General features: G+C 42.4%; 22 protein-coding genes and 1 pseudogene. 19 read left to right on the top strand and 4 right to left on the bottom strand.

Annotated features, from left to right (window positions below; translation table 11 throughout):
- The first annotated feature begins 7 nt into the window (after positions 1-7).
- Together NRIC_RS02600 and NRIC_RS02595 are read left to right on the top strand one after the other, a co-directional pair.
- The gene (locus tag NRIC_RS02600; protein WP_146621145.1) at positions 8-943 is read left to right on the top strand and encodes an ABC transporter ATP-binding protein; all 936 of its coding nucleotides are present in this window, start codon (positions 8-10) and stop codon (positions 941-943) included.
- 22 nt (positions 944-965) lie between these two features.
- Positions 966-1,907, top strand: coding sequence for an RNA-guided endonuclease TnpB family protein (locus NRIC_RS02595; RefSeq protein WP_146621144.1), 942 nt, complete (start codon positions 966-968; stop codon positions 1,905-1,907).
- 66 nt (positions 1,908-1,973) lie between these two features.
- Here NRIC_RS02595 and NRIC_RS19655 read toward each other — a convergent pair whose 3' ends face one another.
- Positions 1,974-2,102 (bottom strand): hypothetical protein, encoded by a 129-nt coding sequence (locus NRIC_RS19655; RefSeq protein WP_265416096.1) that lies wholly within the window; start codon positions 2,100-2,102, stop codon positions 1,974-1,976.
- Between the two features lie 192 nt (positions 2,103-2,294).
- Here NRIC_RS19655 and NRIC_RS02590 point away from each other — a divergent pair, with 192 nt between their 5' ends.
- The 9 genes from NRIC_RS02590 to NRIC_RS02550 all read left to right on the top strand — a co-directional run bounded on the left by NRIC_RS02590 (position 2,295) and on the right by NRIC_RS02550 (position 10,313).
- The gene (locus NRIC_RS02590; protein WP_146621143.1) at positions 2,295-3,242 is read left to right on the top strand and encodes a dihydrodipicolinate synthase family protein; all 948 of its coding nucleotides are present in this window, start codon (positions 2,295-2,297) and stop codon (positions 3,240-3,242) included.
- A gap of 53 nt (positions 3,243-3,295) precedes the next feature.
- On the top strand, positions 3,296-4,588 hold the full coding sequence (locus NRIC_RS02585) for an Nramp family divalent metal transporter (protein WP_146621142.1): 1,293 nt from the start codon (positions 3,296-3,298) through the stop codon (positions 4,586-4,588).
- 108 nt (positions 4,589-4,696) lie between these two features.
- Positions 4,697-5,695, top strand: coding sequence for a LacI family DNA-binding transcriptional regulator (locus tag NRIC_RS02580; RefSeq protein WP_146621141.1), 999 nt, complete (start codon positions 4,697-4,699; stop codon positions 5,693-5,695).
- A 14-nt stretch (positions 5,696-5,709) separates the two neighbouring features.
- Entirely contained in the window at positions 5,710-6,714 is a 1,005-nt protein-coding gene (locus NRIC_RS02575) for an aromatic acid exporter family protein (RefSeq protein WP_146621140.1), read from the top strand.
- A gap of 22 nt (positions 6,715-6,736) precedes the next feature.
- Positions 6,737-8,128: an oxaloacetate decarboxylase subunit alpha gene (locus tag NRIC_RS02570; protein WP_146621139.1), complete on the top strand. Its 1,392-nt coding sequence runs from the start codon at positions 6,737-6,739 to the stop codon at positions 8,126-8,128.
- A 30-nt stretch (positions 8,129-8,158) separates the two neighbouring features.
- Positions 8,159-8,464 carry an OadG family protein gene (locus NRIC_RS02565; RefSeq protein WP_146621138.1) on the top strand — a complete coding sequence of 102 codons (306 nt, stop codon included), beginning with the start codon at positions 8,159-8,161 and terminating at the stop codon, positions 8,462-8,464.
- Positions 8,465-8,477: 13 nt separating this feature from the next.
- Complete coding sequence (locus tag NRIC_RS02560) at positions 8,478-8,831, top strand: DUF2118 domain-containing protein (RefSeq protein WP_146621137.1); 354 nt, start codon at positions 8,478-8,480, stop codon at positions 8,829-8,831.
- Positions 8,832-8,840: 9 nt separating this feature from the next.
- Positions 8,841-9,971, top strand: a complete 1,131-nt coding sequence (locus NRIC_RS02555; protein WP_146621136.1) for a sodium ion-translocating decarboxylase subunit beta — start codon at positions 8,841-8,843, stop codon at positions 9,969-9,971.
- An 18-nt stretch (positions 9,972-9,989) separates the two neighbouring features.
- Positions 9,990-10,313 carry a VOC family protein gene (locus NRIC_RS02550; RefSeq protein ID WP_146621135.1) on the top strand — a complete coding sequence of 108 codons (324 nt, stop codon included), beginning with the start codon at positions 9,990-9,992 and terminating at the stop codon, positions 10,311-10,313.
- A 137-nt stretch (positions 10,314-10,450) separates the two neighbouring features.
- Here NRIC_RS02550 and NRIC_RS02545 read toward each other — a convergent pair whose 3' ends face one another.
- Both NRIC_RS02545 and NRIC_RS02540 read right to left on the bottom strand, forming a co-directional pair.
- A complete protein-coding gene (locus NRIC_RS02545; protein ID WP_146621134.1) occupies positions 10,451-11,947 on the bottom strand; it encodes a PepSY-like domain-containing protein in 1,497 nt (498 codons plus the stop codon).
- A 526-nt stretch (positions 11,948-12,473) separates the two neighbouring features.
- Positions 12,474-13,151 carry a cyclic nucleotide-binding domain-containing protein gene (locus NRIC_RS02540; protein WP_146621133.1) on the bottom strand — a complete coding sequence of 226 codons (678 nt, stop codon included), beginning with the start codon at positions 13,149-13,151 and terminating at the stop codon, positions 12,474-12,476.
- Positions 13,152-13,346: 195 nt separating this feature from the next.
- Here NRIC_RS02540 and NRIC_RS02535 point away from each other — a divergent pair, with 195 nt between their 5' ends.
- From NRIC_RS02535 to NRIC_RS02510, 6 genes are all read left to right on the top strand, one after another.
- On the top strand, positions 13,347-14,276 hold the full coding sequence (locus NRIC_RS02535; protein ID WP_146621132.1) for a phosphate/phosphite/phosphonate ABC transporter substrate-binding protein: 930 nt from the start codon (positions 13,347-13,349) through the stop codon (positions 14,274-14,276).
- 183 nt (positions 14,277-14,459) lie between these two features.
- Positions 14,460-15,251 (top strand): phosphonate ABC transporter ATP-binding protein, encoded by a 792-nt coding sequence (gene phnC / locus NRIC_RS02530; RefSeq protein ID WP_146621131.1) that lies wholly within the window; start codon positions 14,460-14,462, stop codon positions 15,249-15,251.
- Complete coding sequence (gene phnE / locus NRIC_RS02525; RefSeq protein WP_146621130.1) at positions 15,223-16,002, top strand: phosphonate ABC transporter, permease protein PhnE; 780 nt, start codon at positions 15,223-15,225, stop codon at positions 16,000-16,002. Before phnC ends, phnE (NRIC_RS02525) begins: the two co-directional genes overlap by 29 nt.
- The gene (gene phnE, locus NRIC_RS02520; protein WP_146621129.1) at positions 15,999-16,781 is read left to right on the top strand and encodes a phosphonate ABC transporter, permease protein PhnE; all 783 of its coding nucleotides are present in this window, start codon (positions 15,999-16,001) and stop codon (positions 16,779-16,781) included. Before phnE (NRIC_RS02525) ends, phnE (NRIC_RS02520) begins: the two co-directional genes overlap by 4 nt.
- Before the next feature lie 3 nt (positions 16,782-16,784).
- Positions 16,785-17,588, top strand: coding sequence for a metallophosphoesterase family protein (locus NRIC_RS02515; RefSeq protein WP_146621128.1), 804 nt, complete (start codon positions 16,785-16,787; stop codon positions 17,586-17,588).
- A 73-nt stretch (positions 17,589-17,661) separates the two neighbouring features.
- Positions 17,662-19,209, top strand: coding sequence for a bifunctional metallophosphatase/5'-nucleotidase (locus NRIC_RS02510; protein ID WP_146621127.1), 1,548 nt, complete (start codon positions 17,662-17,664; stop codon positions 19,207-19,209).
- Positions 19,210-19,262: 53 nt separating this feature from the next.
- On the opposite strand, the gene NRIC_RS02505 is transcribed toward NRIC_RS02510, so the two are convergent.
- Entirely contained in the window at positions 19,263-20,006 is a 744-nt protein-coding gene (locus NRIC_RS02505; protein ID WP_146621126.1) for a helix-turn-helix domain-containing protein, read from the bottom strand.
- A 184-nt stretch (positions 20,007-20,190) separates the two neighbouring features.
- Here NRIC_RS02505 and NRIC_RS02500 point away from each other — a divergent pair.
- Both NRIC_RS02500 and NRIC_RS02495 read left to right on the top strand, forming a co-directional pair.
- Positions 20,191-20,367: pseudogene (locus NRIC_RS02500) on the top strand (bifunctional metallophosphatase/5'-nucleotidase); the annotation flags it as partial.
- Positions 20,368-20,532: 165 nt separating this feature from the next.
- Positions 20,533-21,519, top strand: a complete 987-nt coding sequence (locus NRIC_RS02495) for a choloylglycine hydrolase family protein (protein WP_146621125.1) — start codon at positions 20,533-20,535, stop codon at positions 21,517-21,519.
- Positions 21,520-21,589 lie beyond the last annotated feature (70 nt).

Raw genomic sequence — 21,589 nt, 5'->3', positions numbered from 1 at the left:
TTAAAGCGTGAAAAAAGTATTATTAAATGTTCAAGGACTCAAGCAATATTTTAACGTCGGACGAAAAGACGAAGTCAAAGCGGTCGACGATATCAGTTTTCACATTTATGAGGGGGAAACCTTTGGATTAGTAGGCGAATCTGGCAGTGGAAAGTCCACGACCGGCCGTACGATCATCCGACTGAATCATCCAACTGGCGGAGAAATCAATTTTGATGGACAAGACGTCATGCAGATCTCTGGCAAGGAAGGCATGAAGGAATTCCGCCGCCAAGTCCAAATGATTTTTCAGGACCCGTATGCGTCATTAAATCCGCGGATGAAGGTTAGAGACATCATTGCCGAAGGGATCGATGTCAACGGCTTGGCTCAAACAGATACGGAACGCAATGAACGGGTCGACCAGCTGCTGAAAACAGTCGGGCTGAATCCAAATCACGGGACCCGCTACCCGCATGAGTTTTCCGGCGGACAGCGTCAGCGGATCGGAATCGCTCGTGCGTTGGCGGTCGAACCCAAATTTATCATCTGTGACGAGCCGATCTCTGCGTTGGATGTATCGATCCAGGCGCAGGTGGTCAATTTGCTGCAGGACCTGCAGGAGGAGCAAAAGCTGACCTATCTCTTTATTGCCCATGACCTTTCAATGGTGAAGCACATCAGCGACCGCATCGGTGTGATGCACCACGGCAAGCTGTTGGAGATCGGAACCAGCGACGCGATTTATCATCACGGGGTTCATCCGTATACAGAGAGTCTGCTTTCTGCGATTCCTTGGCCGGACCCAGATTACGAACGCTCCCGCACACGGATCAAATATGTACCGGAGGCAGAGGACGGCTGTGAACGCTCTATGCATGAGATTGCAGAGGGGCACTATGTGTACTGTGCTGAAGATGAAATCAGCCATTACCAAGAAAAGCTAGCAATGAAACAAGGGTAACCCATCGCAAAGGAGTGATGGAATGAAGGTGTTAAAGGCTTATAAATTTCGACTGTATCCGACAGAGGAGCAGCAGCGATTTTTTATTGAGACCTTTGGTTGTGTCCGTTTTACTTACAATATGATATTGATGCATCGCCAACTTGGGGGAGAAAAGTCGGAGAAACTAACGCCGGCGAAGTTGAAAAAGCAATATCCATTTTTGAAAAAAACCGATAGTCTGGCGCTGGCCAACACCCAGAAAAATTTGGAGCGGGCCTTTACCAATTTTTTCCAGGGCCGGGCCGGCTATCCGAAGCTGAAAAGCAAAAAAAGCCCTTCGCAATCGTATACTACCAATAACCAACAGCATACGATCTATTTGAAAGAGGGCAAACTAAAGCTGCCGAAGCTGAAAACCTTAGTGGCTGTCGATGTTCATCGACCGATCAATGGCGTGATCAAGTCAGCGACCATTTCAGCCCGAAACAACCGAGATTTTTACGTATCGATCCTCTGTCGCGAGGAAATCCAGTCGCTGCCAGCCACTGGAAAAAGCGTAGAAATCAGTTATTGTCCCGAACAGCTGGCGGAACTATCGGCTGACGTGTCGATCGAGCCATTTTGCCAGGCAGAGCTGGCCCGCAAGACCGCCAAAGCTGAACGCAAGCTGAAATGCCGCTGGAAATCAGCCAAACGCCGCAAGGTTAAACTAGCAGAGGCCAAAAATTATCAAAAGCAAAAACAAAAGGTCCAGCAATTATACGAGCAGCAATTGAATCAAAAGAAAGCCTATATCGATGAATTATCCATCCGGCTGATGCGCGACTTTGACCTGATCTATGTAGAGGCTGAGCCGCAGATTGATGACACTAACGACTTCACCAACGCCGACTGGGCACGATTCACTCAAAAGCTCAAATACAAAGCCGATTGGTACGGCAAAAAAGTAATCATTGCTGCACCTTCGTCAAGCAAAGGCTAAGAGAGGAACTGGAAGGGGCTCCAGGGATCGCCTAGGGTATAGAAAAAATCATTCCGATTTTTGTTTCTAGGAATACCGCTCACTAATTATAATAAACCAGAAGAACCCCTGCAGCTTTTGGGCTGCAGGGGTTCCGTTTGGTGAGCAGTGACTAATCAGCAAAAAAATTGGTGGTATTTCTGCAATTTTTTGCATAAACCCCTCCTTTTTCCTGATTTCATCCAATTTGATGTAGGATCACTGGAAAAAGTTGTATGCGGTATTATTCGATGATATAACTATCTCAACAAGATGAATGACTATTTTCACCCCTATTCATCTGTGACACCATAACAATGGCGCGCATTTGTTTAAGTGTAAAAATTTATTTTTAGGAGAGAAGCACACATGGTCAAAGAAAAAAACTTTAAAACGATTTTCCCAGCTATTTCAATTCCTTTCAATGAAGATGAAACGATCAACGAACCGTTATTGAGAAAATATGTAAAATGGTTATCTACTTTTGACGAAATCCAAGGTCTGGTTTGCAACGGACATACTGGCGAAATCACTGGCTTGACACGCGCAGAAAGAAAACGTGTCGTTGAAGTCGTGGCAGATGAAGTTGGCGAAACAATGACAATCATTTCGGGAATTAATTGCGAAAACACCAACGAGTCAATCGAAATGGCTAAAGAAGTTAAGGAAGCTGGAGCAGATGGAATCTTATTGATGCCTCCACATATGTGGTTACGTTTTGGCATGAGTACAGATGCGCCTTTCAATTATGTAAAAGATGTAGCTGAAGGTGCAGATATCGATATTATTATCCATCTTTACCCAGCAACATCTAAAGCCTTTTATCCAGTTGAAACGCTAGTGAAAATGGGTAAAGAAATTGATCATGTGAAATGTATTAAGATGGGCACACGGGTAACAGCAATTTATGAACATGATATTCGCGTTTTACGTAAAGAATGTCCAGATGTGTCATTGATTACTTGTCACGATGAAACCTTATGTACCTCTTGGTTCCCTAAAATGGATGGTGCATTGATTGGCTTTGCCGGTTGTGTTCCAGAAATGATCTGCGATGCTTGGAAAGCTTTCAAAGCAAATGCACCAATCGATACGTTGCGGGAACATTCAGATAGAATCTTCCATATCTCACAAGCCATTTATGGTGGCGGTCAGCCTTCTGGCGAGGCCCATGCTCGTTTGAAGGAAGCATTAGTACAGCGTGGAATTTTTGAGAACGCTTTAATGCGCAAGCCTGTTTTACCGTTAGACCAAGAAGAAAAAGATTGGGTTAAAAAAGGATTAGAAGGCAGCGATGCTGGAAAAGTAAGTTTGTAATCAAGGTTATACAAAAGCTTTAAGTTGGACAAACAATATTGTGAGGTATAAACATGGAAGAAAATAATAACATGGTTTGTAGTGATGCTTTTGATCCAACAAAAGTAAAGAAACTGTCATTTTTAGAGCTGCTGAAAAAAATTGGTCCAGGAATAGTTCTGACCGGCGTGGTGATTGGCCCTGGAGCCATCACCACTGCTTCAATGATTGGGGCTAGTTATGGGTATTCCTTACTGTGGCTGATGATTCCTATTGCTTTTATGGGGATTACCTTTATGCTGACAACTTATCGCATTGGGATGCTGACAGGAATGCCAATTATTCACGCAATCAACCATTATTATGGTCGATTTGCGGCTGCCTTTGTTGGGGTAGCAACCTTTTTGGCATGTATGTTCTTTACTTTAGGAAACATTTCCGGTACGGGTACTGGAATGAATTTGATTTTTGGTATTAATTGGAAATTAGGTGCGATTATCATGATTTGTATTTTGATCTATGCCTATTTTTCAAAAGGTGTATATTCAAAAATCGAAAAGGGAATATTGCTTTGTATTTTCGGAATGATTTTAGCCTTTTATATTACATTGATTGGTACGGGTGGTCCAGATGGCGGGCAGGTAATGTATTCTGTCACTCATTGGCAAGTACCAGAAGGGGCTTTACCAGTCGTCTTGGCTTTTATTAGTACCAATGCCTCATTAACGACAGGGATCTATGGAACCTATCTGGGCCTGGAAAAGAAATGGAAAAAAGAAGATCTATTCAATGGTGTAATGGTAGCGGATTCCATTGCCCATATTCTCGGTGTCATCTTAATCAGCGGCGCAATTATTTTAGTAGGAGCAATTGTGCTAAATCCTACAGGCCAAAGTATCACAGCTCCTGCACAGCTTGCAGAAATGTTGCAACCTATTATGGGCAAGGCAGCGAAATACATTATGGGTATTGCACTGTTAGGCGCAGGATTTTCTTCACTGTTAGGGAATACGCAACGTGGAGTAGTCCTTTTAAATGCAGGTCTTGATAAAGATACATCGCTTGAATCCAAAGGGGTTCGCTGGGGTTCAATGATCGTGATATTGATTGCAGCTGCGATCAATTTCAGCTTTAATGGATCACCGGTTCAACTAATTTACATTGCCAATGTTGCCACCTCTGTTGCCACCCCAGTTGCAGGATTATTTATCACCTTGATGATTTGGAAAAAAGATGTGAATAAAGGGTTCAAAGAGCCTCGACTATTACAAATCTGTATGACAATCAGTTATCTTTTTGTATTGTTTATGACAGGCTCAGCATTGATGAAATCAATCCCGCAATTAATCGAATCGATCATCAATTAACGTCGTGAATCCCTTTGTCTTTCAGGTAAAGGGATTTTTAGCACATTCTTTCATTTTTCCTGATATGATACAATGATTTGTGCAAACGATTGTATAGGAGGAATTGAGATGGCGACGTTAAAAGATGTAGCGAAATTAGCCAATGTAGACGTCAGTACTGTTTCCCGAGCGTTGAATAATAAATCCTATGTTCACCCGGAAACGAAGAAAAAAATTTATCAGGCAGTAGATGCCTTGGGCTATATGCCCAATATTGTTGCGAAAAGCTTGCGACAAGGCAAGCGACATACGATTGGAGTAGTGGTACCGAATATCAATTTTTCATTATTTGGTGAAATTGTTTTAGGGATAGAGGAAGAAGCTAGAAGGCAAGGGTATGGTGTACTGGTTTGTAATACTTTAGATGATCCTGAAATTGAGAAAGAATATTTAGAAAGAATGCGTAATGGTCTGGTTGACGGCATTGTCATTGCAGGTACTGGGAAAAACAACCGTCTGCTGCATGACATACGAAGCTCAAATATAGCTATTTTACAGGTGATACGTAAGCAGGATCAAGGGATCGACAGCGTTGTTGCCGATTTCTTTGAATGCGGATACAATTCTGTGGATTATTTGGTGAAAAAAGGATGCAAAAAAATCGGATTTATTAATGGGCCAATGGAAATAGAACCTTATAAAGAGAGATACAAAGGGTATAAAAAAGCGATAAGAAAATACAATTTATGTGAATATGTATTTGAGTCTAAATTGAGAGGTGTTCAACATTTTGATGAAGGATTTCAGGTAACGAAGAAGCTTCTTGCGGAAATCCCTACATTAGAGGCAGTTATGACTTCTTTGGATATGCAAGGATTAGGAGCCATTCGAGCATTAAAAAAGGCGGAGCGAAAAATTCCAGATGATGTACGTCTGATCAGTCTTACCGGGCATTCTATAGGAGGTTGTCTGGAAACGGCTATGACCTCAATAGAAGTTCCAGCTATTGAAATGGGAATACGAACGACGCAGATGTTGGTAGGTCTCGTTGAGACGATTGAGAAAAAGAAAATTTGTTTGCAGCATGTTGTTTTTCAGTCCACGTTGATTGAACGAGAGACCACGTAAGAGGAGCATACTGAATGAAAATCCCAACTCATTTTGACATCGGAAATAAGTTTCTTCATGGCATAAAAATCGGACTTGGCAGTGCTTTAGCGATGTTTTTAGCTGAACAAATGCGATTAGAATTTGTGTCATCGGCAGGAATCATCACCTTGTTGACAATCACTGGAACAAAAGTCGAAGCAAAACGTTTATGTTTTCATCGGTTTCTGACCTTTTTTGTAACGATTCTTATTTCTTGGCTCATTTTTGAGTGTATTCAGAAGAATTGGGTTTCATTTGGGATTGTCATTATGATCATTGCTTTTTTTTCGACCTGTCTAAGCCTACTGTCTACCTTATCTGTAAATGCAGTTATTGCTACGCATTTGTTGATTCAGGATCGAATCAATTTCCTAGTCCTTAAAAATGAATTCCTGTTATTGCTTATTGGTATGGGGATTGCCATTTTGGTTAATCAGATTCACGACCATCAAAACCAACGAGAGGCATTGGATCATTGTCTTGAACAGACGGAGAAAAGCTTTCAAAAAATTCTTTTCAAGCTCTCTTGCTACTTAAAGAATGAAGTATCCCCGACAAATGTTTGGAATGAAATTTGTGAATTGGAAAAAGCGCTGGCTTCCTTCCGAACATTTGCTTTTCAATACCAGCAAAACCGACTTCCAGAAATTGATGATTATTATAGTAAATATTTTGAGATGCGAACGCAACAGTGCGGAATATTGCACAACTTGCATTATGAGTTGAAAAAACTTCGAACAACAAACAAGGAATCAGAGATTGTCGCTGAATATTTTAACTATATAAGAGAATATTTAGATGAATCCAATCATCCTGTAGAACAATTGAGGCACCTCGAACATCTGGTCAACAATATCTCGCATGATCAATTACCGCAAACACAAACAGAATTTTACAGCAAAGCTCGCTTATACCATATTTTGATGGACATACAAGAATTTTTAACGTTTAAAAAACGTTTTATCGAATCGATAAACGAATTACCTAAAGAAAACTAGCTGAGTAAGCAAAGGAGAAAAGATGAACAGCAAAAGAATCGGAATAACCGAAACCGTCCTGCGCGATGCCCATCAAAGTTTGATGGCGACGCGCCTAACATTAGAAGATATGCTGCCGATCCTTTCCGTATTAGATGAGATCGGGTTTGATTCGATTGAATGTTGGGGTGGTGCAACATTTGATTCATGTATTCGATTTCTTCAAGAAGATCCATGGGAACGACTTCGAACGATTAAGAAGCAGATGCCCAATACCCCTTTGCAAATGTTGTTAAGAGGTCAAAACTTGCTTGGGTACCGGCATTATGCCGATGATGTCGTTGAAAGGTTTGTCCAGCACGCCGCAAGTAGTGGAATTGATATTTTCCGTATATTTGATGCTCTGAATGATGTCCGTAATTTGGAGACCGCCTTGCGAGCAGTAAAGCAAACGGGAAAAGAAGCTCAATTGGTGCTGGCTTACACCATCAGTGAAGTTCATACGATCGATTATTATGTAACACTTGCTCAGAAGATGGAACAAATGGGTGCGGATTCTATCTGTATCAAAGATATGGCCGGAATTCTGCCCCCTGAAAAAGGCAGTCAGCTAGTCAAAAAATTGAAAAACGCAATTTCGCTTCCTATTACTGTTCACACCCATTGTACCAGCGGAGTTGCCGCAATGACTTATCAGGCGGTAGTTAAAGCTGGAGCGGATCGAATCGATACGGCACTTTCTCCTTTCAGCGAAGGAACGAGTCAGCCAGCTACAGAAGCGATAGCAATAGCATTTGAAGAACAAGGATACAAAACCACGCTGGATTTCAAAAAATTGGAAGAAGCAGCCAATTATTTTCGTGCAGTAAAGGATCGCTATTTAGAAAGTGGTGAGCTGGATCCTAAAATGTTGACTCCAGATCCTCGGGCCTTAATTTACCAAGTTCCCGGCGGCATGTTGTCAAACATGTATTCACAATTAAAACAAGCCAATGCGTTGGACAAATATGAGGCCGTTTTGAAGGAGGTTCCCAAAGTAAGAGCGGACTTAGGGTATCCACCATTAGTAACTCCGTTGAGCCAAATGGTAGGAACACAGGCAGCGATGAACGTGATTACTGGCGAGGCTTACAAAATGGTTTCCAATGAAATCAAAGCATATCTTGCTGGTGAATATGGTAAAGCACCTGTTCCTGTAGAAAAGACATTTCGTGAAGGGATCCTTGGCGACAGAGAAGTGATAAATGATCGGCCAGCCGATCACATCGCACCTGAATTTGGGCAATTGAAGAATGACATCGGAGAACTGGCAAATGATGATGAGGATGTGTTGATCTATGCACTATTTCCTCAAGTAGGCAAAGATTTTTTGAAAAAGCGCCAAACAGTACATGATAGTCAAGATGAAATCATTCAGGTTGTAGGCTATTTATAGAGAAAATACTGTTGATGGGAGGAAGAAGCTATGCAGTATTCATTAATCGAGGTATTTAAACTCACCATTTTTTCCATGAGCACTGTCTTTTTAATTTTATGCGGGATCATGGGATTGATGATGGTAAACACAAAAGTTTTTGGTAAGAAAAAAGAGCCCGAGCAGTCAGGTATCCCCATCAGCGAACACAGCTTGATCACTGAAGAATTATCAACAAAAGAATTATTTTATGCGGATTCCTTTGCGAAAGTTGCTGCGATTACGGCTTTGGCTGAGGCAAGCAACAATCAACCAGAAAAAAAATTTCAAATCATCGATATTAAAAGAATCAATTAAGTGAGGGAAATCAATGAAAAATTATGAGGTTACTGTTGACGGACAATTATATCAAGTGATACTCAAAGAATTAACCGAAGAAGCTGCTCAGAATATAACGAAAAAATCTGCGGTCGAAAAGACAAATCGAATGACCCATATGACTGAATCAGCAGAAAACATGCCGATTCCAGCACCAATGGCTGGAACCATTCTTTCGATTTGTGTTCGGGTGGGCGATTCTGTAAAAAAAGGGGATACTTTATGTATCTTGGAAGCAATGAAAATGGAGACACCTGTTGTATCTCCTAAAGATAGCACGATTTTTAGTATCAATGTTTCAGAAAATCAAAATGTAGAATCCAATCAATTGTTGATGATGATGTAGGAGAAAACTATGAGTGAAATAATACAGCAAATGATCAATACCTCCGGATTGGCAAATTTAACTTTCAATAATTTATTCATGATAGCACTTGCCTGTATTTTCCTGTATTTGGGAATTAAAAAACAGTATGAGCCTTATTTGATGATTCCGATCTCTTTTGGAATATTATTAGTCAATCTGCCATTAGCAGGGCTAATGAGCGCTGGAGCAGATGGGAATCCGGGAGGACTATTGTATTACCTTTATCAAGGGACGAATCTAGGAATTTATCCGCCGTTGATTTTTCTATGTTTAGGATCATCTACAGATTTTGGCCCTTTGCTTGCGAATCCCAAAACAATTCTTCTAGGCGGTGCTGCACAGTTTGGCATTTTTGCAGCTTTTTTCTTAGCGGTATTACTTGGAATGCCCCCACAGGAAGCAGCATCTATCGGAATTATCGGAGGAGCAGATGGCCCCACAGCAATCTTTCTAACCACTCGCTTGGCCCCGCATTTGCTTTCTGCGATTGCTTTAGCAGCATACTCCTATATGGCATTGGTTCCAATCATTCAACCACCGATTATTCGATTACTGACGACTGAGAAAGAACGCAAAGTCGTTATGAAAGAATCCCGACAGGTCGAACAAAAAGAAAAAATTATCTTTCCGATTATTGTGACTGTTTTTGTCAGCTTGCTAGTACCTAGTGCGACAACGTTGATTGGCATGCTCATGCTTGGAAATTTGATCAGAGAATGCAAACTGGTTCCTAAGTTAACAGAGGCGTTGCAGAATTCTCTTATGTATGTCATAACGATCTTGTTGGGAATCACTGTTGGAGCGAAAGCAGACGGCGATTTATTTTTATCAATAACAACATTGAAAATCATTTTTTTAGGCCTTTTAGCTTTTGCGATCGGGACTGCTTCCGGTGTGTTGTTGGGAAAATTGATGTATCGGTTAAGCGGAGGAACAGTAAATCCTATGATTGGTGCAGCTGGCGTATCTGCAGTACCTATGGCTGCACGGGTTGTCCACAATGAGGGGCAAAAAGAAGATCCTGGTAATTATTTGTTGATGCACGCGATGGGGCCAAATGTTGCTGGTGTAATCGGTTCTGCAGTTGCGGCAGGGGTATTATTAGCGTTTTTTGGCTAAATAGGGAAGGAGGAGCAAATGGATAAAGCGCATCTGGATCATGTAGCTGTGTTTGTTGATGATATCTGCTGGTACATCAATTTTTTTGAGCATACACTAGGTTTTAAAGAGAAAAAACGTGAAGAATACTGTGGGAAATTAAAACAGGTTTGGTTAGACGGTGGAATCCAGTTGGTCGATGAACAAAAAACACAGACTCGAATGGCCCATATTGGCATTTTGGTTGAAAATCTTCCAGCTGTTTTAAAGAAAATGCAGCAATTCAACCTGAAAGGATTACCAAAAGGGGAGAATTGGCTAGAGCTCCCGAACGGAGTGACGATCGAATTAATTCAACGATAACTAACAGGCAGTGTTCGCGAACAGGCGAGCAAAGCCAAAACGAAACCGAATGCTCTTACGTCATCAGAGTGATGCAAGAGCATTCGGTCTTTTTTGGACAATTTTAGCCAAAGATGATGGCCGGCTTCAAAAGAATTCTAGATATTCGATTTTTTCCGTTTCAAAACATACAATGCTCCGCAGGCGCCGACTAAAAAGAGTCCAACCGCTGTCCAGTTCGAGCGTGTATCATTGGTAGCCGGGTATTTTTTGGCATTGGATTCCGTTCCTGTGTTTGTTCCCGTTGCTGCAGCAGAGATTTTCACGGTGATCTCCTGACCTCTTTCAGGATGCACGATCTCGCGATCCGGGAATTTCTTTTCTAATGCTTCTAGTGATTCCTTCGAAAGCTTGACTACTGGGGCAATCGTGGTTTCACCTGTTTTCAAGGCCTTCCATGTCCCGTCACTGGCTACTTCAATGTAGTCATTATTTTCAATAGCAGTAAAGGTCCCGGTCAGCTTGACGCCTTCGTATTCCTCCAGCTCCAGTTTTCCTGTCGCTCCTACCGTCGTATCGATTTTGGTCGGTTTGATGTTCAAAGGCACACTTAGTTCTTGTGTGATTTTGACTTTGACCACCGTCGCCATGTCAGGATGGATAATTTTCTTATCAGGATTCGCCTTTTGAAGAGCGTCAGCTGATTCTTTCGTCAATGTAGCAACTGGTGTAATTTCGGTTTCTCCCGATTTCAACGCTTTCCAAGAACCATCCTTATCGACTTTGATGTAGTCATTGTCTGTGATTTCAGCAAACGTTCCGGTTAACTGGATGTCCCCAAAATCCTTCAATGTGAACTTGCCCGTTTCACCAACTTTTGCAGTGATTGTTGTTTCGTTTACTTCTATTGGAACACTAAGCGTTTCTTCAGAAGCTTCGGTGATCTCCACTGGTATCGAAACAGCAGTGTCCGGGTGAGCAATATTTTGATCCGGATACTTCGCTTGAAGTGCTGCCAGAGATTCGGCTGATAAGGTGATCACTGGTGCAATATCGATTTTTTCTTTTGTGGCTTTCAAGGCTTCCCAAGAGCCATCTTTTGCCAACTTGATATACTCATTGTTTTTAATTTCAGCAAAGGTCCCAGTCAATTCGACCCCTTCAAAAGCTGCGATCGCAAGCTTCCCTTGTTCCCCTACTTTCGCAGTGATCTTCTCAGGTTCTGGGATCAATGGGACCGAAAGTTCAGTTTTGACAGTGAGAGTGACCTTTTCAATATCCGTATAGGCAATTTCTTTGCCCGGATACTTCGCTTTAATGGCATCAACGGCTTCGCTGGATAAGGTGAATTCTGGTGTGAACTCAGTTGTACCAACAGCCAATGCCTTTAATTCGCCATCCTCATTCAATTCGATCTGATCATTTTTAAAGGCTTTGAACGTTCCCGTAAGCTTGATTCCTTCAAAATCTTCAAAGGCCAATGTCTTGGTTGTGTTGAGTGACATATTTTTGGGAAAATCTTTTAATTTCATTGGAACCGTTATCAAATCCGCTGGTGCTTCTGCATTCGGTGTATCGAGCGTTTCTGCATAAATTGGACTCGCTTGAGCAAATCCTAAGCTAAACAGCATTAAAAAAACTGCAATCTTTTTCATTTTTTTCGCCTCCTCCTCTAATTAAAACACGTTTGTGCCGGGTGTTCAACTTGATTCAGAATTTTTCCAAAAAATGAAAATTCGATAAAGAATAAGGGGAGTTGGGAGGGGGAAGGGAAATAGTTTTTAAAGCTGCTGTAGTTTTTTTGTTATGATATGGAGAGAATGATTTTGTGAAAAAAGTGTTGAGATAATCCGATGCTCAAAAATTTCGAAACCATTGACCGTGTGGGCAATTTTGAAATCTATCATACAAATCCGAAGAACTGAATGAAAAGGAAGAAGTTAAACAAATTATTAATAAATGCAACAAAAATATGGCTGATCAATCAGAACACGCGGCTGCAAAAGAGTTCAAAACCGTTATGAAATGCTTGGCTGATCAGGCCAATCTTAAACAGCATAAATTCGTTAGGGTGGATAAAGAGTAAGCAGCTGACCAAAATCATCAAAAGCAGCAAAAAGTCATCCCGAATCAATCATCGGGATGACTTTCCAGTATGTAAATATTTCTTGAAACGAAGAACTATTTCATTGTGTGACTTAAATTTTCCGCCAACTCCTCCAAAGCCTTCACATCGCGGATCACGTAATAATTTTTCTGCTTCTCCAAAATCTGGGCATCACGAAAATTCGTGATCGTTCGTAAAAGATGCCGATAGCTGACATTCAAAATCGAGGCACAGGTAGTCAGACGTGTTGAAAATTTTCCGCTCTCATGATGCGCCAGGATAAATTTGGCTAGACGTGTTTCGACGGGCTCGGTTAATGAATTTGCCAAATTAATCCCTGAATTTAAGCGGGTACTGAGCAATTGGCAAATGTTCTGCAAAAAACGAACATCCTGCTGTAACGTGTCTCGGTATTGCCTTAAAGGAATGGCGATGCAAATACTGTCAGTCACCGCTTTAACGCTGCTCTTTGGCAAAAGCTCCCATAAGGAGGACGCCTCACCCAGCGGCGTAGCGGGTGTAGCGAAATCGATACAAATATTTTGCGTATCGGAAGGATACGAATAAACCATTACACTGCCTTCCACTAGGAAATACAAAAAATCAGAAATGGTTCCCGTTTGGATCAGATGTTCTTCCTTTTCGAAGGACTGCAATGAACCCATCGTCAAAATATCAGCGTCCATATAATTTTGCAGATCATGCAGCTCTACGTAGGCAGCCAGCCGCTGAGTATCGCGAATTTTCTTCATGGAAAACCACTCCTAACGCATTCTTCTCTTTATTATAGCTTAGAATAGATAAGGGCTCAACACGAACAATTATTCAAATTTTTTGTAAATTGTATGTAAAATTCGTGTAAAATAGGACACGTGTCACTTCATTATTTGGCGGAACTTGCTATGATTTAGAGGTAGTAGAAATCATTTCCAACAGGGGGAGAAAAAATGCAGTTTAAACAGTTCGTAAAGGGCTTCATGGGTGTAATGGTATTAGCGGCTTTGTCTGGGTGTGGTTCAGGGGATACAAGCGACAGTTCAGAAAATACAGAAAAAGAGAAATTAGTGGTCCAATTCGTGCCGACAAATAATGACGGCAGTATGGAGGCAAAAGCCAAACCATTTGCTGAATACTTGTCGAAAAAGCTGGATCGCGATGTAGAAGTAACCTTGGCAACGGATTATTCAACGATCGTAGAAGCGATGTCATCTGGTCAAGTGGATGTTGGGATCATGCCGCCAGCAGCGTATGTTCAGGCAAGAGATATGGATGCGGCAGAAGCCATTTTGACTTCGCAGTTGGGAGATTATGATCAAGAAACTGGACTGCCAATCAAAGATAAGCTGACCAATACGTTCAAAGGTGAAGTTTTGGTTAAAGCAGACAGCGACATGACCAAGCTGACTGACTTAAAAGGAAAAAATATTGCGACCTTGAGCCCGAATTCAGCCAGCGGCTATATTTATCCGGTCGCAGAATTAAAGGATGCAGGAGTTGACCCGACAACAGATGCTAAAATGACTACGGTCAATGATATTCCAAGTGAAATCACCTCTGTTTTGAATGGTCAAATGGACGCGGCATTTGTGTTTGAAGGTGCTCGAAATGTTTTTGATGCAAGCTTCCCTGACAATGACTTATACAAGGATTTGAAGGTCCTGTATTTGACAAAAGGCGACATACCGAACGATGCGATCGCTGTTCAGCCGGATATGGATAAAGACTTAAAAGCTGAAATCAAAGAAGTCTTTTTAAATATGAAGGATGACAAGGAAGGCAAAGAAGCGATGTCCTTATGGAGCCACCAAGGCTATGAGGAAGCTGCCGATTCAGCCTACGATACCATTCGGGAATATACCGAAAAAGCAGCAGAATAAACCAGTGGGGGATGTGACAAATGTCGCATCCCTTGAAAAATGAATAATCGGTGTGACTGAAGCAGCTTCTTCGGAAATAAGCCGAATAATCACAAAAATATGAGCAGCTATTTTCGGATTATTTGGCTTATTTCTCGGAGCTGAACGCTTCTTTCACAACCTCAACAAAAATGGAGAAAGCACATGATTATTTTTGAGAAGGTTTCAAAGGTTTACCCCAATGGGGTGGTGGGCCTGCAAGACATTCATTTAACCATTGAAGATGGCGAGTTTGTTTCGATCATTGGATTAAGCGGGGCGGGAAAGAGCACGCTGCTGCGGGCAATTAATCGGTTGGTTCCGATTACCGATGGAGATATTCAGATCAACGGGACCTCGATTACCAAGGCCAACAAAAAAGAATTGCGGATGATTCGCCGTCAGCTGGGCTTGATTTCCCAAAGCTTCAATCTGGTGAAGCGCAGCACGGTGCAAAAGAATGTATTGTCCGGCCGCCTCGGTTATTATCCCACTTGGAAAAGTATTTTGGGCTTGTTTACGCCGGAGGATTATCAGCACACCAAGGAAGCGCTGGAGACGGTCGGCCTATCGGACAAGCTGCAAACCCGCAGTGATGAACTGAGCGGTGGTCAGCAGCAGCGAGTTTCTATCGCTCGGGCATTGGTGCAGCAGGCACCGATTATTTTAGCGGATGAACCGGTGGCCTCCTTAGACCCCATCACTACCCAAAAGGTCATGGAGGATTTGAAAAAGATTAATCAAACGATGGCAAAAACCGTCATTGTCAACCTTCATTCGGTGCCCTTGGCTCGGAAGTTTTCTACTCGGGTGATCGCTTTAAAGGCGGGGCAGGTCGTTTTTGACGGCACACCGGAGGCTTTGACGGATGAACAGCTGACGCAAATTTACGGCAAAGCCATTTTTGAAGAAAAGGCAGGAGAGATCCATGAGATTGAAAGAGACCGTTCACTTTAATTGGTACAAGCACCTGCTGATTCTGTTGTTTTTAGTGATATGCTTTGTGACCAGTGCGCGGCTGACCTCAGCTGATTTTGCAATGGTTTTTACTAACTCTAGTCAGATGACGGCTTTTTTGTCGAGGTTTATTCATCCTGATTTCAGTTATTTGCCGAAGCTGGTTGAGCCGATGCTTAAAACCTTGCAAATGTCTTTAGTAGGGACGGCAATTGGTGTGGTTTTGGCGATTCCTATCAGTTTTTTAGCGACGACGGTGGTGACGGAAAATCGCTGGCTGTCCACCATTTTTCGTTTTTTATTAGGATTAATTCGGACTATCCCCAATTTATTGTTGGCCGCCTTATTTGTAGCAATTTTTGGTATCGGAGAAGCGACTGGAGTGCTGACAATTGCTGTGTTTACCTTTGGCATGGTTTCTCAGCTGATGTTTCAGGCGATTGAAACGATTGACTATGGACCGATTGAAGCGGCAGCGGCAGTAGGAGCAACGAAAATGCAAATCGCAGTCTGGTCGATTGCGCCGCAGGTGTTGAGTCAATTTGCCAGCTATGCCTTTTATGCTTTTGAAGTGAACGTGCGAGCTTCGACTGTGCTGGGGTATGTGGGTGCCGGCGGAATTGGAGTTATTTTGAATTCTTCGTTGGCGTTGTTGAATTATGAACGGGTGTCGATCATTATTCTAACGATTCTAATTACAGTGGCCTTAGTGGATAAATTAAGTGAACGAGTGAGGAGGTCGCTGTTATGATGATTCGTGAGATGAGCAAAAAAACCTTGATTTCCTTTGGCGTTTTGTTTGTTTTGGTGATCTGGTCAGCCTTCAGCTTGGATTACTCAGGTTTAAGTACGTTTTCTCTTTCAATGGGAATGGATGTGCTACGAGGACTGGCTCAACCGGATTGGGGTTTTCTTTATGATGGCAGCGGCGAAGATTTAGTCAGTTTACTGCTGTTGACGATCGGCATTGCTTGTTTAGGGACAATGATTGCGACGGTTTTAGCGATTCCTTTAACCTTGCTGAGTGCGGTTAATTTGTGGAAGGCCCATCCGTTGGTAACGAAAATCGGAAAATTTGTCTGCAACGTGCTGCGGGCTTTTCCTGAGTTAGTTTTTGCCATTATCTTTGTTAAGGTAGTGGGACCCGGCCCTTTTGCCGGAGTAATGGCGATCGGCGTTCATCAGATCGGTATGCTGGGCAAGCTGTTTACGGAAGAAATGGAAGCGATGGATGAACGCTTAACTGAAGAAATGGAAGCTGTCGGAGCGAACTTTTGGCAAACGATTTTCTTTGTTCGCGTCCCTTATTTAATGCCCATCTACAGTTCCTTGGCCCTAAATCATTTTGAGATTGCTGTTAGAAGTGCAGCGACACTTGGTCTGGTGGGCGCAGGAGGCATTGGTGCACCGCTGATTTTTGCGATTCAGACCCGGTCCTGGAGCAAGGTCAGCATTATTTTAATCGGTGTGGTAGTTACCGTGTTTATTTTAGACCAAATAACCGGAATCATAAGAAAGAAATTGAGATAGCACATGAATATTTTGCATATATCAGATATACATTTTCGCAGAGAATACGAAGCCAGCGAGGAAGGCTACAAGGGCATGCTGGCAACGATGCAAAGTCCGCTTATTCCGCTGGGAGAGTGCTTGCAGCACCTGCAGCAGCAGACGACGCTTGACTTGGTCATCATCAGCGGTGATTTGACGGAAGATGGTGAGGCAGAGGACTATCGCTATTTGAAGCATTGGCTGCAGGAGGCTCTAGGTGAGACCGAGATGATTGTTACGTTAGGCAATCATGATATCAAAGAGAACTTTTGGACAGGCTGGCTTGGCGAAACGCCTTCTTCAAAACCCTACAATCAAGTGGTGACTTTTCCAGAATTCACGGTGGTTTCCTTTGATAATTCCAGCTATGGCTATGCAGATGGCATCGTTGATGAGCAGCAATTTCAATGGCTGGAAGAGACATTGGAAGAACGTAAAGATCAGCCAATTGTGCTGGTAACTCATCACCATTTACTGCCGCAGCAAAGCAACATGTCAAAATGGCCAGGAACGGAGCGCTTGTTGGCGTTGCTTGAGCCCTATGATATTCGCTGCATTTTAAATGGGCATACCCATCACTTTTTTGTCGATGAAATTCACGGCATTCCTTATTTTACGGTAGCCAGTATGTCCTTTGTAGGAGAAGATGTAGGCGAAGGATTGGTGCGGTTTGAGGAACGGCACGGCTACAATCTTTATTGTGTGGAGCAGGGCAGAGTGGTCCGGCAAACCTCAGAGAATTTCATTTCTGGTCATGTGTTGAAAACCCTCGACATGCGCCAGTGACCAGTTAACCAGAGACCGAATTGCCTGCGGGGCTTCGGTCTCTTCGGTATGACCAATGAATAGGAGCGATACCATGAAGATAACCTTTCTTGAAACCAGCGACATGCACGGCTATGTCTATCCCACCAACTTCGCCGGAGAACAGGATCTAGCCTTCGGTGCAGCTAAGGTGGCAACAAAATTAAAGGAAATCCGGGCGCAAGCAAAGGGTCCTGTTTTTACGATTGAAAATGGCGACTTTATCCAAGGCTCGCCCTTGAGCTATTATATCGCACAGGGTGCACGACCGGTTACTGCTTTAACTAAAGTAATCAACCAAATGAACTATGATGTTCAAATGATCGGCAATCATGAGTTCAATTACGGACTAGATTATTTGCAGGCAGCTATTGCCAGCTATCAGGCTCCTGTTTTGGCAGCGAATGTGTTGAATGAGGCTGGAGAACCTTATTTTGGCAAAGCCTACACCATTATTGAAAAAGCGGGGATCAACATTGCTGTTCTAGGACTGGTTACCCAATACATTCCACATTGGGAAAAGCCAGACACGCTTAAAGGGCTAACTTTTCAAAGCATTGTTGAGACAGCGAAAAAATATGTACCATTGTTAAGACAGCAAGCAGATCTTGTAGTGGTCAGTTATCATGGCGGCTTCGAAAGAGACCTAAAGGCTGGTGAACCAACCGAAGCTTTGACGGGTGAGAACGAAGGCTATCAGCTGCTGCAGGAGGTGCCAGGCATCGATGCGTTGTTTACAGGTCATCAGCATCGCGTGATCGCAGATACCGTCAAGGGTGTGCCAGTTGTGCAACCGGGTTATCGCGGAAACTATATAGGTGAGATTCAGCTGACAATCGAGAAAGAAGCGGGAAAAGTTGTGGTGACAGACAGTCAAGCAACACTGCATTCTTTAGAAGAGGTGGCCACAGACCCGCAGATCTTAGCCACAGTGGCAGCGGTGGAAGCAGAACTGGAAGCTTGGTTGGATCAACCCTTGGGTCAGGTAGAAGGAGACATGGGAATTAATGATCCAATGCAGGCTCGCTTAGTGGAACATCCCTATGTAGAGTTTATCAATCGCGTCCAGATGGCTGCCAGTGGTGCGCCTATCTCTGGTACCGCTTTGTTCAACAATGAAGGAAAGGGCTTTGGCCCAACCATTACCATGCGGGATGTCATCACCAACTATATTTATCCCAACACGTTAGCAGTGATCAAAGTCAGCGGAGCAGATCTGCGGTCAGCCTTAGAACAATCGGCGGATCACCTCGCGGTTGAAGCAGGCAAGATTGTTTTCAATCCGAACTATATCAAACCAAAGCCCCAATACTACAATTATGATATGTACGAAGGTATTGAATATACGATTGATATGAAACAACCTGCCGGTCAGCGGATTACTCACCTGACATTCCAAGGCCAACCGATTACACCAGAGCAAGAACTGGAAGTGGTTACCAATCAATATCGAGCAATCGGCGGTGGGAATTATGCAATGTTTGGGGTGGAGAAGATTGTGCGGGAGATTCAAGTGGATATGACGGAATTGATTGCCAATTATTTGAAGGAGCATCCGGTGATTCAAGCGGAGACGAATCAGAATTTTCAGGTGGTTTTGTGAGGATAAAATAGAACAAGCGACTTGCTCCAGAGAGAAAGAGCAAGTCGCTTGTATTAATTATTCAACTCTTCAAAAACTGGTAGTCCGGCTTTGTAAAAACGAGTAATATCAGATCGGTAGTCCTTCAAAAAATTCTTTTGTTCGTAGGTAGTCATCACCTTAGTCTTTGTAAGACCTCCTACTGGTTCCAAGTTTTTGTTCAAGGATAAGCTACTACCGTTACCATTATAAAAAACCAGATCATTTTTATCCTTAAAGACTAATGTATACTTTTTCCCATCCTGTACACTAATTTCACGGGGACCATTCTCGAACTTCAAGTAAGGTGTCGAAGTTTTTGTTTCATACCTAGATAGAAAAATGTATAAATCTTTCTTTTTTACATAAAGCCTAGAGCTATTCACAAACTGTTCAGGTAGTTCTACCTGTGACCAAGGATAGCGATCCAGTTCAGCTTGACGCTGATCTCGCCAGATTAGCCAGCCCAAATTCAATAATACAAAACTGATAATTAATACAGAAGCGCCGATGAATAGAATACGCCAGCGTTTCCAATTCCGTCCTGCTTGGATATTTTTATCCATACTTTTTACCATCGCTACATCCCCCTTAATTAATTGATCTAAGGAAAGATCAAACGTCTCGCTCAATTGAATCAAGGCACTGATATCAGGATAGGTTCGTTCAGTTTCCCAGCTAGAAATAGTTTTATCCGAAACATGCAGTCGTTCTGACAATTGTTTCTGAGTCCAGCCCTGTTCTTTTCTCTTTAAAGAAATATTTGTTCCAATTGACATGTGTGTCCCTCCTTGATTTCAGCATAAAGCAGTAACCTAAGATTAACTACCTATGATTTGTAGAATGCTGGCTTTAATGGATTTATCAAAGTATATTCTTTAAACATAACCTAGGTAATAAATAGATTATTGCGGTGGAGCAGTTAATGGATTAATTATCTAACATTCCAAAATTAATCATAAACTGGAAATAGTTACTAATCAATACCGGGCAATTGGCGGCGGAAATTACAAGATGTTCAGTGCGGCGAAAATTGTACGAGAGATTCAAGTGGATATGACGGAATTGATTGCCGATTACTTGAAAAAACATCCGGTGGTGGAAGCCAAGGCGGATCAGAATTTTCAGGTGGTATTGTGAGGGGAAAATAGAACAAGCGACTTGCTCTTGGTTGGAGAGTAGGTCGCTTGTTTTGTTTGACTAGCCTTTTTCGTTTTCTTTTTACCACCAAAAGAGTACTCTATAGTCAAAGAAAATCACTATTTTTATTAATTTTGATTTTTTATCAAACTAAGGAGTGGTCACATGTGTACAAGTCTCACGTTAACGAGTCATGCCAACCATCATTTTTTAGCTAGAACCATGGACTTTGGTTTCCAGCTCGATGGTCGCCCGGTTGTTATTCCCCGAAATTATGAATGGAAGCATCAACAGGAAGCACAGAAAACAAAGTATGGGTTCATTGGAACTGGCCGAAACCTAGGAGAATATTTTTTGGCTGATGGTGTGAACGAAAAGGGCTTAGCTGTAGCAGAATTGTATTTCTTAAACGAAGCGAAGTATCATGAGTCAACACACGAAGAAAAAGTAAATTTGGCTCCCCATGAATTCATTATGTGGCTGCTGGGGCAGATAGGAAGTATTGCCCAATTAAGGGAAAGAATTACAGAAATTCATTTAGTTGAAGAAGCTATCCCGATGCTGGGCTTTATTCCGCCGCTGCATTTCATTGTTACCGATAAAACAGGAGAGACGGTTGTTCTTGAATCGGACAGCGGAGAAATGGTTGTTAAGGATAACCCAGTCGGTGTAATGACCAACAGCCCTGATTTTGGCTGGCATCTGAAAAACTTGAATAACTACTTGAGTATTCAACCAACCAATTTTTCAGCGAAGAAAATTGAGGAGTATGTGATCCAGCCTTTTGGACAAGGATCAGGAACATTTGGTTTACCTGGCGGCTATACTTCGCCTGAACGATTTGCACGGGCAACCTTTTTACGGGCATTAACCAGTACTGGGGAAACCGTTGAAGAAGGAATCAATGCGGTGTTTAAAATTTTGGATAACGTGACAATTCCCAAAGGTGTCAACATTAAGGATGACGGCTCCATCGACTATACGCAATATCGGGCAGTTCTTGACGTGACCGAATTGGCCTACTATTTTAATCCTTACGAATCACAAGAAGTGTTCAAGCTTACCTTAGACGAAGCCTTGTTAAATGTGAAGGAAGCGACTGAGTTTACCTACGATCCAACATTCAAAACGACTAATTTGAATGCCAATTAATGATTGAAGCTAAAACAAGAGGCTGTGACATAAGTCTCTAAATAAAAAGCCAGTGAAATGACGAGAATTC

Source organism: Enterococcus florum, assembly GCF_004309355.1.
GTDB classification, from domain to species: domain Bacteria; phylum Bacillota; class Bacilli; order Lactobacillales; family Enterococcaceae; genus Enterococcus_A; species Enterococcus_A florum.
This window is presented reverse-complemented; position numbering and strand designations above follow the sequence as displayed.